The 12,929-nt window shown below is 64.7% G+C and carries 9 protein-coding genes and 1 tRNA gene; 9 read left to right on the plus strand and 1 reads right to left on the minus strand.

What is annotated here, in order from left to right; genetic code table 11:
* Positions 1 to 168: 168 nt before the first annotated feature.
* From ACM0O9_RS09395 to ACM0O9_RS09435, 9 genes are all read left to right on the plus strand, one after another.
* Positions 169 to 3,390, plus strand: a complete 3,222-nt coding sequence (locus tag ACM0O9_RS09395) for a TonB-dependent receptor (RefSeq protein WP_072166746.1) — start codon at positions 169 to 171, stop codon at positions 3,388 to 3,390.
* 252 nt (positions 3,391 to 3,642) lie between these two features.
* A complete protein-coding gene (gene ppnN, locus ACM0O9_RS09400; RefSeq protein WP_019659018.1) occupies positions 3,643 to 5,031 on the plus strand; it encodes a nucleotide 5'-monophosphate nucleosidase PpnN in 1,389 nt (462 codons plus the stop codon).
* 161 nt (positions 5,032 to 5,192) lie between these two features.
* Positions 5,193 to 5,708: a pilus assembly FimT family protein gene (locus tag ACM0O9_RS09405; protein WP_005415961.1), complete on the plus strand. Its 516-nt coding sequence runs from the start codon at positions 5,193 to 5,195 to the stop codon at positions 5,706 to 5,708.
* Positions 5,705 to 6,202: a type IV pilus modification protein PilV gene (gene pilV / locus ACM0O9_RS09410; RefSeq protein WP_111202162.1), complete on the plus strand. Its 498-nt coding sequence runs from the start codon at positions 5,705 to 5,707 to the stop codon at positions 6,200 to 6,202. The genes ACM0O9_RS09405 and pilV overlap by 4 nt, the downstream gene beginning before the upstream one ends.
* Before the next feature lie 8 nt (positions 6,203 to 6,210).
* Entirely contained in the window at positions 6,211 to 7,368 is a 1,158-nt protein-coding gene (locus tag ACM0O9_RS09415; RefSeq protein ID WP_005415963.1) for a PilW family protein, read from the plus strand.
* 5 nt (positions 7,369 to 7,373) lie between these two features.
* Entirely contained in the window at positions 7,374 to 7,895 is a 522-nt protein-coding gene (locus tag ACM0O9_RS09420; RefSeq protein ID WP_032954069.1) for a pilus assembly PilX family protein, read from the plus strand.
* Positions 7,896 to 7,908: 13 nt separating this feature from the next.
* Positions 7,909 to 11,676 (plus strand): pilus assembly protein, encoded by a 3,768-nt coding sequence (locus ACM0O9_RS09425; protein WP_164229655.1) that lies wholly within the window; start codon positions 7,909 to 7,911, stop codon positions 11,674 to 11,676.
* Positions 11,677 to 11,699: 23 nt separating this feature from the next.
* Positions 11,700 to 12,107, plus strand: a complete 408-nt coding sequence (locus tag ACM0O9_RS09430) for a type IV pilin protein (RefSeq protein WP_005415966.1) — start codon at positions 11,700 to 11,702, stop codon at positions 12,105 to 12,107.
* Positions 12,108 to 12,154: 47 nt separating this feature from the next.
* A tRNA-Asn gene (locus ACM0O9_RS09435) sits at positions 12,155 to 12,231 on the plus strand.
* Between the two features lie 52 nt (positions 12,232 to 12,283).
* Here the strand turns inward: ACM0O9_RS09435 and ACM0O9_RS09440 are convergent.
* On the minus strand, positions 12,284 to 12,829 hold the full coding sequence (locus ACM0O9_RS09440; protein WP_005415967.1) for a GspH/FimT family pseudopilin: 546 nt from the start codon (positions 12,827 to 12,829) through the stop codon (positions 12,284 to 12,286).
* Positions 12,830 to 12,929: the final 100 nt, after the last annotated feature.

Here is a 12,929-nt window from a genome sequence, read left to right on the forward strand (position 1 = left end):
CACAACCGTCACATTGATGGCGTAGCGTGTTAATCTAGTGTTAACCGTTAGGGCTGCCTTCAGCCGAGCGGTAGGGAACCCCAGATAACTCTCCGATCAGCCACCCGCAGGGCTGCTTGGATGCGCTTTTTTTCCGCCATCGCCAACTCGCATCGAGGCTACCGAAAAATGACCCACCCACTCCGGATGTCCAAGCTTACCCTTGGTCTCGTGGCTGCACTTGCTGCCGCTCCCGCCTTCGCCCAGAGCAGCACCTCCGCCGGTGTCGGCGGCCAGGTGATGTCCGCTGCAGGCCAGCCTGTCGCCGGCGCTGAAGTCACCATCACGCACACCGAGTCGGGCACTGTTTCGCGTGCCACCACCGATGCGTCGGGCCGATACAACGCGCGCGGCCTGCGCGTGGGTGGTCCGTACACCATCACCATCACCAAGTCCGGTGAAGGCACCAAGACCGAGGAAGGTGTCTACCTGAACCTGAACCAGGTCAACACCGTCAACGCCAACCTGGGTGGTGACCTGGCTGCAACCAACCTGGACGCGGTGAACGTTGTTGCCACCGCCGGCGGCCTGGACCTGTTCAGTGCCAACAAGATGGGCACCGGCACCAACGTGACCCGCGAAACGATGGATGCGCTGCCGTCGGCCAGCCGCAACATCCAGGACTACGTGCGTCTCGACCCGCGCATCTCGCAGGTCAGCAAGGCGGACGGCGCGATCTCGGCCGGCGGCCAGAACACCCGTTACAACGCCATCCGCATCGACGGCATCAGCGCCTCCGATCCGTTCGGCCTGGGTTCCAACAACCTGCCGACCGAGCGTCAGCCGGTGTCGATGGACGCCATCCAGGAAATCAACATCGACCTGGCCAACTACGACACCACCATCGCCGGTGGCACCGGCGCGGTGATCAACGCCGTGACCAAGTCGGGTACCAATGAATTCCACGGCACCGTGTACGGTTCGTACCGCGACAAGGACATGGTCCGCTCGCGCCTGGAAGGTGACAAGCAGGACTTCAACGGCTTCGAGGACGAGAAGACCTACGGCATGACCTTCGGCGGTCCGATCGTCAAGGACAAGCTGTTCTTCTTCACCAACTATGAAAAGTACGAGCGCTCGGCTGCCGGCGTCGCCCTGAGCGACACGCCGATCGGCCGTGGCACCATCACCCAGCAGCAGATCACCGACGTCCAGAACTTCCTGGGCAAGCTGGGCTACGACCCGGGCAGCCTGGCGGCGCCGAACAGCAAGACCGAGATCGAAGAGTATGCGGTCAAGCTGGACTGGAACATCAACGAGAACCACCGTGCGGCCCTGCGCTACAACAAGATGGAGCAGAACGTCGTTCGCTTCCCGCAGGTCAGCAGCAGCGCCATCTCGCTGAGCAACTTCTGGTACCAGCAGCCGACCCAGTACGAAACCTGGATGGGCGAACTGTTCAGTGACTGGTCCGAGAACTTCTCGACCGAGTTCAAGGTCTCGCACAAGGATTACTCGGCCAACCGCGTCCCGCTGGTGGACATGCCGCAGATCCGCATCAAGTCGGGCAACGATTCGCTGTACGTCGGTACCGAACAGAACACCCACGTCAACATCGTCGAGTCGAAGGAACTGAGCGCCTTTGGTGCCGGTACCTGGTACATCGGTGACCACACCGTCAAGTTCGGCTTCGATTACTCGAAGAATGACCTGATGAACTTCTACGGCCGCAACCTCAACGGCGTGTACGAATTCAACAGCGTCAACGATTTCCTGGCGGGCAAGGCTTCGCGCTACCAGCTGCGTGCTCCGCGCGCCGATGGCAGCCGCAGCGACATCCCGGCCGACTTCACCCTGAAGAACACTGGCGTGTTCGTGCAGGACACCTGGGCGATCAACTACAACCTGAACCTGATGTTCGGCGTGCGCATCGACATGCCTGACTTCAGCACCCAGCGCCTGTACAACCCGCGCATCGAGCAGCTGTACGGCTTCAACAACACCAAGCTGGTCGACAAGAACCTGGTGCAGCCGCGCGTCGGCTTCAACTACACCTTCGACAGCGATCGCCCGACCCAGCTGCGCGGTGGCGTGGGCCTGTTCGGCGGCGCCGCCCCGAACGTGTGGCTGGCAGGTGCCTACCAGAACACCGGCCTGAACTACATCGAGTACGACGAGCGCAGCATCCCGGCCGGTGCCTTCACTCCGGACGGCAACAACCCGTACATCCCGGCCGGTGGCCCGGCTTCGGCCCGTCAGAACGTCGACATCATCGCGCCGGGCACCCGCCTGCCGTCGGTGTGGAAGGCCAACCTGGCGTTCGACCATGAGCTGCCGTGGTACGGCATCGTCGCGTCGGCCGAAGTGCTGTTCACCAAGGTCAAGGACGGCATCTACTTCGACCGTCTGGACGTGTCGGCGCCGACCGCCTTCGGTCAGGATGGCCGCGCGATCTACTGGAACGCCGCTGGCCGCAACCAGGCCAATACCCGTATCGACAAGGGTGTCGACTACGGCATGTCGACCGGTACCAAGGGTGCGGTTGACCGCGCCAACCGTCCGTCCGACATCGGCGACGTGCTGGTCCTGCGCAACACCGACAAGGGCCGCGGCACCCAGGCCACCTTCTCGCTGGCCAAGCCGCTGACCGAGAACTGGGGCTGGTCGCTGGGTTACACCTACACCAAGTCCACCGAAGTCAGCCCGCTGTCCAGCTCGCAGAACACCTCGAACTGGAACAACACGCTGATCTTCAATGCCAACGAGAACGTGGCCTACAACTCGCGTTATGCGATGAAGGACCGCGTCACCGGCACCCTGGAGTGGAAGCACAACTTCTTCGGTGACAACGCTACCCGCGTCGGCCTGTTCTACGAAGGCCGTTCGGGCCGTCCGTACAGCTACATCTTCTACAACGATGCCAACGGCGACGGTGCTGCCACCAACGACCTGTTCTACGTGCCGAAGGGTCCGGGCGACGTGCTGTTCACCGGCGGTGCCGCGATGGAGAAGCAGTTCTTCGACTGGCTGGCGCAGAACCCGGAACTCGATGCCTACCGTGGCAGCGTGGTCCCGGCCAACCGCCACCGCGCCTCGTGGGTCAACAGCTTCGACGTCCGCGTCAGCCAGGAATTCCCGGGCTTCATGAAGGGGCACAAGGGTGAAGTCGCCCTGGACATCATGAATGTCGGCAACCTGCTGAACAAGAAGTGGGGCCTGATCGACGACTACGGCTTCTACTCGACCCGTCGCGTTGCCAACTACGCAGGTATCGATCCGGCCACCGGCAAGTACGTGTACTCCTTCACTGGTTCGACCGACAACCCGTCGGTGCAGGAAAACAACAACGACAAGGGCAACACCGCCGTGTCGCGTTGGTCGATGCAGCTGACCCTGAAGTACAAGTTCTGATCCATCAGCGCTTGAAGCGGTAAGTGGAAACGGCCGGGGAAACCCGGCCGTTTCCCGTTCAGGCGAAAGTCCTTGCAGGGCGTGGGGCAACGGCGTAGCATCCAGAAATGTGCGCGGTGCCAACGCCGCCGATGCGGTCCCGGAATGGCGGACGCGGGTGGCACACATCCAACGGTCGGGTTTCCCGGCCGTTTTGCTTTTTAAGGGGGCGGCAGTACAGTCGGAAACCTTGAAGGAAGCGAAAAATTGGATATGACCACGAACGAAAAATCGGCCCGTGCACTGCCGGTGCAGGATGCCCGGATCTACCCGCGCGGTGGGCTGGATGTGCTGTCGCGGGCCGAGGTGGCCCGCCTGCGCGATGCCTCCGCCGGCGGCATGCATGAGCTGCTGCGCCGCTGCGCGCTGGCCGTGCTGACCAGCGGCAGCGCCTCGGACGATCCGCGCGCTGCGCGCGATCTCTACCCTGATTTCGACATCCAGGTGGCGCAGCAGGATCGTGGCGTGCGCATCGATCTGGTCAACGCGCCGGCGATGGCCTTCGTCGACGGCGAGATCATCCGCGGCGTCGCCGAACTGCTGTTCGCCGTCGTGCGCGACCTGGCCTACATGGCCATCGAAATGGGCCCGGCCTACGCGGCCGAGCTGGAGTCATCCGAGGGCATCACCAACGCGGTGTTCGGCCTGCTGCGCAACGCGCGCATCCTCAATCCGGGTGATCCGAACCTGGTGGTGTGCTGGGGCGGACACTCGATCTCGCGCGACGAATACCTGTACACCAAGCAGGTGGGCTATGAACTGGGCCTGCGCGGCCTGGACATCTGCACCGGCTGTGGCCCGGGCGCGATGAAGGGCCCGATGAAGGGTGCCACCATCGCCCACGCCAAGCAGCGCCGCACCGTGACGCGTTACATCGGCCTGACCGAGCCGGGCATCATCGCCGCCGAGTCGCCGAACCCGATCGTCAACCACCTGGTGATCATGCCGGACATCGAGAAGCGCCTTGAGGCCTTCGTCCGCATCGGGCACGGCATCATCGTGTTCGCCGGTGGCGTCGGCACCGCCGAAGAGATCCTGTACCTGCTCGGCATCCTGCTGCGCGAGGAGAACAAGGACCTGCCGTTCCCGCTGATCCTGACCGGCCCGACGGTAGCGGCGCCGTACTTCGAGCAGATTGATCGCTTCATCCGCCTGACCCTGGGCGATGCGGCTGCCGAGCGCTACGAGATCATCATCGGCGACCCGGTGGCGGTTGCGAAGAAGATGGCCACTGGCATCAAGCGCGTGCGCGAGCACCGCCTGGCGCAGAAGGACTCGTTCTTCTTCAACTGGTCGATCGAGATTCCGTGGGAGTACCAGCAGCCGTTCGTACCCACCCACGAAGCGATGGCGGCGTTGGACCTGCACCACGGGCGTGCCCCGCACGCGCTGGCGGCCGACCTGCGCCGCGCGTTCTCGGGCATCGTCGCCGGCAACGTGAAGGAAGACGGCATGCGCCGCATCGAGCAGTTCGGGCCGTTCCAGATCCACGGCGACCCGGACATGATGCAGGCGCTGGATGCGCTGCTGCGCGCCTTCGTCGAACAGCGCCGGATGAAGATCTCCGGCGAGTACCAGCCCTGCTACCAGGTGCTGGCCTGAACCCGGGCCGGCGCGATGGGGATCGCGCCGGCACTGGCAGGGAAGGGCGGGTCGTCAAGCCTTTGACGCCCGTCGCCCCGGATTGACCGTTCATCCTGCCGCCGCTTGCCGGTGGCGGGGCGATGGCCCATCGTGGCCACCAACACGCTGGGGAGCGTCCAATGTCTTTGCGCCGGCAAAACGGCTTCACGCTGGTTGAACTGATGGTCACGCTGGCCGTCTTCGTGGTCCTGGCGTCGATCGCCTATCCGAGCTTCCGCGGCATGATCCGCTCGAACCGGCTGGCGACCGCCAACAACGAGCTGATCGCGCTGGCCAACCTGGCCCGCAGCGAAGGCATCCGCAACAGCAACGGTGGCGGCGTCTGTGGCAGCGCCGATGGCAAAGCCTGTGATGGCGACTGGTCCAAGGGGGTGCTGGCCTGGTCGGACCTGGATGGCGACGGCCAGATGGGCAGCAATGACGTCGCGCTGCGCTTTTCACAGGGCAATCCGCAGCTGAGCGTAGTTGGCCCGCCGGGCGCGGTCATCGCCTTCGACGGGCGCGGCCGGCGCAGGGCGGTCGCCGATCAGACGCTGGTGCTGTCGCCGGATGCGTGCAAGGCCGGCGAATCGAAAAGCACGTTGACGATCAACCAATCCGGCCAGGTCCGGGTGACCAAGGGAACCTGCTCATGAGCCGCCGCAACCTGGCCCACCCGCGTTCGTCGCAGGGGGGCTTCAGCCTGATCGAAGTGATGGTGGCGGTGCTGATCCTGGCATTCGGGCTGCTGGGCTTCGCCCTGCTGCAGACCACCAACGTCCGCTTCGTGCAGAGCGCGAACTACCGCACCCAGGCGACCAACCTGGCCAACGACCTGATCGAACTGATGCGCGCGCAGCGCACCGACACCCTGGCCGGTGGCGCCTATTCCTCGGCCTCGTTCTCGGCCGGCTCGGTGAAGCCCAGCGGCGCCTGCGCCTGGCCGACCGGCGCCGCCGTGACGCCGCAGGCGAACGTCGCGCGCTGGCAGTGCGAGGTCGCACGCACGCTGGGCGAGAAGGCCAGCGCACAGGTGACCTTCGTGCAGAGCACCGGCGAGGTCACCGTGGCCATCAGCTGGGGTGACCAGCGCTGGGATCCGAAGGACCCCGACAGCCTTACCACCTTCGGCCTGACGACCTTCCTGTGAACATGCCCATGAGTCCAATTTCGCGCACCCGAGGCCTGTCGCTGATCGAACTGATGATCGCCATGGTCATCGGCCTGGTCCTGATGCTGGGCGTCACCCAGATCTTCATCGCCTCGCGTGCGGCATCGCGCCTGTCCGAAGGTGCGGCCCGTACCCAGGAGAACGCGCGCTTCGCGCTGGACTTCCTGCAGCGTGACCTGCGCATGGCCGGCCACTTCGGCTGCGTCAACGACCAGGCCCATGTGGTCAAGAACACCGGCGATGTGGGTTATCACCTGGGCATCAGCTCGGGCAGTGGCGACCCGCAGGATTTCTCGGTTCCGGTGCAGGGGTATGAGGCGGCAGGTACGGCGCCGGGCGCCACCCTGACCCTGGGCCGCGCGTGGAGCGCGGCGCAGTCGGTGCCGAAGAGCATCGCCAACCTCAAGCCGGCGCCACTGCCGGGCAGCGACATCCTGGTGCTGCGCCTGATGAGTCCGGAAGGGGCCGTGGTGACCGGCATCTCCGTGGCCGCGGGCGCGACCACGCTGACCGTCTCCAGTGATGGCATGGCCCGGCTGAAGGCCAACGCCGCAGGTGCGCCGACGGTCTTTGGCATAGCCGACTGCACCCGTGCCGACGTGTTCCCGGCCACCATCAGCGGTTCGACGGTGAAGGTGGACAAGGTCGACCTGAGCAACTATTCGATCAACAACGCGATGACCATGCTGTATCGCGCCGATGGCATGGCGTACTACATCGCGACCAATCCCAATGGCGAGCCGGCGCTTTACCGGGCACGCGCGAATGGCGCCGGCGGCTACGCCGATGGCGAGGAGCTGGTGGAAGGCATCGAGAACATGCAGTTCCTGTACGGACTGGATGCCACCCCGGATATCGCCCTGCCCACGCCGCCGACCGGTCGCATCGTCGACCAGCGCGTGGCCAGTGCGGTCAGCACCGGTACCGATGCCACCGCCGCAGGGCAGTGGCGCCGCGTCGGCATGGTGCAGGTCGGCCTGCTGGCGCGCAGCCCGCAGCGTGCGTCGGCCGAGGCGCCGGGCAGCGCGGCCACCTATCCGGCCATCCTCGGGGTGGGCTTTGCCCCGGCCGATCCTTACGACCAGCGCCATCGGGGCGCCTATGAAGCGTCCGTTGCGCTGCGCAACCGCTTGTTCGGGAACTGACGACCATGCGCACTCATCCTTCCTCCCGACGCCGTCCCTTCGTTGCCCAGGCACGACAGCAGGGTGCCGTTCTCTACGTCGCGCTGATCATGCTGGTGCTGCTGGCCCTGCTGGGCGTCATCGGCATGCAGGTGGCCGGCATGCAGGAGCGCATGGCGGCCGGCTACCGGGCGACCAACATGGCGTTCCAGAACGCCGAAGGCGCGGCACGCAGCGCCGAGAACGCGGTGGAGAACATCGCCAATCGCAAGGATGCCGGTGCCAATCCGGCCGTAGCGTCCGCCGACATCAGCCAGCAGTGCGATGACGGCTTCGATCCGTCGGCCTGGGTCGCGAAAACCAAGCTGGGCAGCAAGCCGGCCATCTATGTCCGTGAGATCCAGGGTTGCATCCAGGGGGAGGGTGCGCTGGACATGGGCAAGTCGGTGGAGAAGCCAACGCCGGTCTACCAGATCACGACCTATGCCGGTGATACCACCAGTGATGCGACGTCGCGTGCGGCGATCGATACCGTATTCAAGCTGTGAGGGTGGGGAGCCCATGAACACTCGCAACCGCAGGATCCTGGCAGGCGTTGGCCTTGCCGTGTTGGCCGCTGGCGGCTATCTGGCGCATACCTTGTTTGCCGCACAGGCGCAGGGCGTGCTGGCACAGGAGCCGATGAACGTGCAGACCCGCGCGACACCGGCGTTCATCATGGCGGTGGACGATTCGGGTTCGATGAACTTCGAGCGCATGTTCCCCGGTGGTGACGGCCGCATGCGCTGGAACAGCAACACCAACAGCTTCTTCAACAACGACGGAAGCTTCTTCAGCGTGGGCTCGGCGTGTGCCAACAACTCGGTGGACTGTTACCTCTACCTTTACCCGCACGCGGAATTCAACAAGGAATATTCACCGGGCCGGGCCATTCCGCCGTTGGACATCTACGGTTTCGCGCGTTCGCATGTCTACAACGCCAGTTACTTCAATCCGGCAGTGACCTACCGGCCGTGGACCAATGCCGACGGCACGCTGTGGCCGAATGCCTCGATCACCCAGACCCGCGCCGATCCCCGGTCCGGGCAGCGCGGCTACAATGCCGTGTACAACATGACCGTCAATCGCGCCGAGACGTCGGAGAAGTTCCAGTTCGTCAGCGGCATGCGGATTCCCGACCTGTCCGGCACCGGCAATGAATACTATGTCGACAGCTGGTGGGATGGCGGGTGGAAGACCGCTGCGATCAGCAACACCGGCAATACCACATACGCGATCAGCTACTTCCCGGCCACCTTCTACCTGCCGGCCGCAGCGCCTGCACCGGACGGATACAAGACCGACGACGCCAGTCGCCCGGTGATCAAGGGTGCCTGTGGTCCGGGCTGCGACATGCGCCGCTACCAGATCAAGCCGGGCAACTACTCGAGCCCGGCCGCCTACAACGCCGCGATCCAGAATTTTGCCAACTGGTTCCAGTACCACCGCAACCGCGTGCTGGCGATCGTCGGTTCGTCGACTGCGGCGCTGGTGAGCGTCGATACGATGCGCGTGGGCTACTTCACCATCAACAAGCTCAGCAACGCGACCATGTATGACATGGTCACCAATCGTGCCGATCTCTACAAGCAGATCTACACGCTCACTGGCAATGGCGGCACGCCCAACCGCCGCGCGGTTGAATATCTGGTCGACCAGTTCCGTCGTACCGATGCCGACGCCCCCGTGCAGCTGGCCTGCCAGCGCAATGGCGGCATGCTGTTCACCGACGGCTACACCAACTCCGGCAATGCACCCAACGGATCGTTCGGTGATGCGGACTCGGTGAATTCCACGCACCTGCCGTCCATTCCGTTCGCCGATGGCTACAGCAATACCATCGCCGACATCGCGGCGGCGGCCTATGCCGGCGCCCGCACACCCCTGCGCACCGGTACCAGCTTCCCGGCCGGCCAGGTGCCGGTCAGTGACAAGTGCAGTTCGCTGGACAAGAGCAGCCCGGACTGGAAGCGCCTGGACTGCCAGACCGACCTGCACATGAACTTCTACGGCGTGACCCTGGGCGCGCAGGGCAAGATCTACGGCGTCAACCAGGCAGCGACCGACGATCCCTACAAGAACCCGCCGAACTGGGCTGGCAACGGCAACCCGCTGAATGTCGACGACGGTACGGTCATCGATGAACTGTGGCACGCGGCCGTCAACAGCCGTGGCGAGTTCATCAATGCGCAGACGCCGGCCGACGTCACCGAGGCCATGCGCCGGGTACTGTCCTCGATCACCGGTGGTGCGTCGCCTTCAGGCACGATCGGTATCAGTGGTGCACGCATCGGTACCGGTTCGCTGGCGGTCACCCCGCGTTATGACATCACCAACAGCGGCACTGATTGGTCGAGCAAGCTGACCGCGTCCAGCGTCAAGGTCAACGCCAACCAGGTGGCCGAGCTCACCGAGGTGTGGGAAGCCTCCAGCCGCCTGACATCGTCCGGCCGCCGGATCGTCGCCAACAAGCTGGGTTCGCCGGTGGATTTCAACAGCGCCCGCATCAGCCTGCAGGACCTGTGCAGCAAGCCTGACGGCAAGTACGCGACGATGCTGGTGTGCTCCACCGACAAGCTGACGGCGATCAAGGCTGATCTGGCCAGCGCGATCAACTATCTCAGTGCCGACAGCTCGACCGAAGTCCGCAACGGTGGCAAGTATCGTGACCGCACCACGCCGCTGGGTGACATCGTCAATTCGGCGCCGGTGGTGAGCTCGCCGCTGGACGACTACGGTTACCGCCAGTTGGGTGGCACCTACGCAAAGAGCTATACGGACTACCTGGCCACCAAGGCCAAGTTGCAACGGTACATGGTCTATGTCGGCGCCAATGACGGCATGCTGCACGCCTTCGACGGCGGCATGAAGGCCGATGCCAAGCAGGACGGCACCGGTGGCACGGAGAGCTTTGCCTACATCCCGGCCACCGCGCTGGGTCACATGGCCAACCTGCTGTTCCCCTACAAGTCCGACACGGCCGACCAGACCTTCCGTCATCGTTACTACGTCGATGGTCCGGTGACGGTGTCCGATACGTTCAACGGCACCGCCTGGCAGACCAGCCTGGTAGGCACCACGGGTGCGGGTGGCCGTTCGGTGTTCGCACTGGACGTCACCACGCCGGGCAGCTTCGGCACCGGCAACGTGCTGTGGGAAATCAGTGACATCAATTCGTCGCTGCGGGATGAGGTGCGCAACAACATCGGTTTCGTGCTGGGCAAGCCGGTGATCGTGCCGGTGAAGAGTGGCACCGGCGTGGCCTGGAAGGCGATCTTCGGTAATGGCTACGGCAGCGCCAACGGCAAGGCGGTGCTGTTCGTGGTCGATATGGCCAGTGGCGACATCCGGATGATCGAAGCCGTCGAGGGTACCTCGGGCGCTGGCATCTCCGGTGACAACGGATTGGGCAATGTGGTCGTTGTCGATCGTTGGACCGGTACCAACCAGGATGCGCGCGGCCGTGATGGCCTGGCCGACACCGTCTATGCCGCCGATCAGCGTGGCGCCGTGTGGAAGTTCGACCTGACCAGCAGTGCGAATACCACGTTGACCGTGCCGATGTTCACCAGCCAGGTTGCCCGGGACTCCTCCAACAGGACCTACCGTCAGCCGATCACCGGAGGCATGACCGCCGCGACCGGTCCTTCGGGCGGCGTGATGCTTTACTTCGGCACCGGCAGCTTCTCCTTCACCAGCGACAAGGATGACAAGTCGCAGCAGGCGCTGTACGCCGTGAACGATCTGTCGGGCAAGACGGTGACCTCGACGGTGACCGCTGCCAACCTGGTTCCGTACACGGCCGCGGCCGCCGCTGCAGGCGTTGATGAGCGCAAGATCACCGCGGGTGCGGCGCCGGCCAACGCCCGCGGCTGGATGATCCAGCTGCCTGCCGGCAACGGTGAACGCGCAGTAGGTAACCCGATCCTGGTCAGTGGCATTGTCTTCATGCCGACCTATGTACCCAACATGGAAACGGTTGGTTGTTCGACCAGTGGTTCGAACTGGCTGTTCGGGTTGTCGTCGATCAGCGGCCTGCCGATGCTGGAGAACGTCCGTTATGGCTCGCCGACCGGCAGCCGACCCGCCTCCGGCACCGCGGCCATTGCATTGAAGACAGGAGGAACCGCGCCGGTGCGTGACGTTTCGCTGTCGGTGTTGCCACGTCCGACGGACAACAAGGCACCGCCCGGTGGCAGCTCCTGCTGGATGGCGGTGGGTGCTGCGGGCAGCCAGTCGCTGTATCTGCCCTACCCGTGCGGTCGCCAGTCCTGGCGCCAGCTCCAGTAACCCAAGTGCGAGGATCCACGCCCATGTTGCACACTCCCATGCCTCGCCGCGCGGCTGGCTTCACGCTCATTGAATTGATGATCGTGGTGATCGTCATCGGCATCCTGGCGGCGATCGCCATTCCGTCTTACCAGGAGTACGTGCGCCGATCGCATCGCGCCGTGGTGAAGGCGGACCTGGCCGAGTATGCGCAGCGTGCGGAGCGCTACCACACCAGCAACAACTCCTACACCGGCTACGCACTGCCGACCAAGGTGTCGCCGCGTGATGGAGGGACTGCGCGCTACAACCTGGATTACAAGGGAGACGGCACCAGCTTCACCATCACCGCCACCCCGCAGGGCACGCAGGCGAAGGACAGCTGTGGCAAGTTGAGCGTGGACCAGGCCAACCGCAAGACGGCCGACGGTGGCGTTGCCAGCTGCTGGTGAAACAGGTGTTGATCTTCCTGTAATCGACCAGTACAATGCGCCTCCCCGCCCGAATAGCTCAGCCGGTTAGAGCACTTGACTGTTAATCAGGGGGTCGTTGGTTCGAGTCCAACTTCGGGCGCCAGATACTACAGAAGCCGCGAGAAATCGCGGCTTCTGCTTTTCTGCGCAGGCATTCAGCAGGGTGTATCGCGGTTCACGCGCTCACTCCGGACGCGGCCGCCATTGTTGACGATCAATGCGCCATGCAGCTGGTTGCCCGCGCAGATGCGCAGGGTCAGGTTGGCCCCCGGGCTGCGTCCATCTGCCTGGAAGAACAGCAGCGGACGCCCGCTGCTGGCCTGGGCAAGGATCGAGACGTCCGAGCGCCCGGTGTGGTGGCTCAGGATCGCCTCCGGCGAGGCAGGCTCCCCGCGCTGGTCGCCGCTGCGGTAGATGATCCAGCCGGCGCTCCAGTCGTCACTGCAGTGCCGGCCGTCGACACTGGCGCAGAGGCCGATCAGCTCCCGTCTGCGCACGGCCTCGCTGCGTGCGCCGGACAGGCTGGCATGCAGGGTCAGTTGCAGTGCATCGGCGCGTTGCCGCAGCAGCAGGGGCTGCAGCGCCGGCCAGGACGCGGCCAGCAGCACCGCCAGCACAGTGATGACCACCAGCAGTTCGGTCAGGTGCACGCCCCGCGCAGAGCGGGGGCCGAGCGGGCATGGGGCTTGGGCAGTGCGCATGCATCCAGCCTCCGCGCCCGGCTGTGCGGCCGCCATCGGGAATCCCCGTAGCGGTCTGCCCGGAGACCCCTCAGCCGGCCGTCACCCCTCGCCCCGTATA

The organism is Stenotrophomonas sp. FR012, assembly GCF_047520565.2.
Classification (GTDB): Bacteria; Pseudomonadota; Gammaproteobacteria; order Xanthomonadales; family Xanthomonadaceae; genus Stenotrophomonas; species Stenotrophomonas sepilia.

What these genes read in the sequence shown, in the direction of transcription:
- ACM0O9_RS09395 (WP_072166746.1), top strand. Translation starts at nt 169, where the DNA reads ATGACCCACCCACTCCGGATGTCCAAGCTTACCCTTGGTCTCGTGGCT.
- ppnN (WP_019659018.1), top strand. Translation starts at nt 3,643, where the DNA reads ATGACCACGAACGAAAAATCGGCCCGTGCACTGCCGGTGCAGGATGCC.
- ACM0O9_RS09405 (WP_005415961.1), top strand. Translation starts at nt 5,193, where the DNA reads ATGTCTTTGCGCCGGCAAAACGGCTTCACGCTGGTTGAACTGATGGTC.
- pilV (WP_111202162.1), top strand. Translation starts at nt 5,705, where the DNA reads ATGAGCCGCCGCAACCTGGCCCACCCGCGTTCGTCGCAGGGGGGCTTC.
- ACM0O9_RS09415 (WP_005415963.1), top strand. Translation starts at nt 6,211, where the DNA reads ATGAGTCCAATTTCGCGCACCCGAGGCCTGTCGCTGATCGAACTGATG.
- ACM0O9_RS09420 (WP_032954069.1), top strand. Translation starts at nt 7,374, where the DNA reads ATGCGCACTCATCCTTCCTCCCGACGCCGTCCCTTCGTTGCCCAGGCA.
- ACM0O9_RS09425 (WP_164229655.1), top strand. Translation starts at nt 7,909, where the DNA reads ATGAACACTCGCAACCGCAGGATCCTGGCAGGCGTTGGCCTTGCCGTG.
- ACM0O9_RS09430 (WP_005415966.1), top strand. Translation starts at nt 11,700, where the DNA reads ATGTTGCACACTCCCATGCCTCGCCGCGCGGCTGGCTTCACGCTCATT.
- ACM0O9_RS09440 (WP_005415967.1), bottom strand. Translation starts at nt 12,829, where the DNA reads ATGCGCACTGCCCAAGCCCCATGCCCGCTCGGCCCCCGCTCTGCGCGG.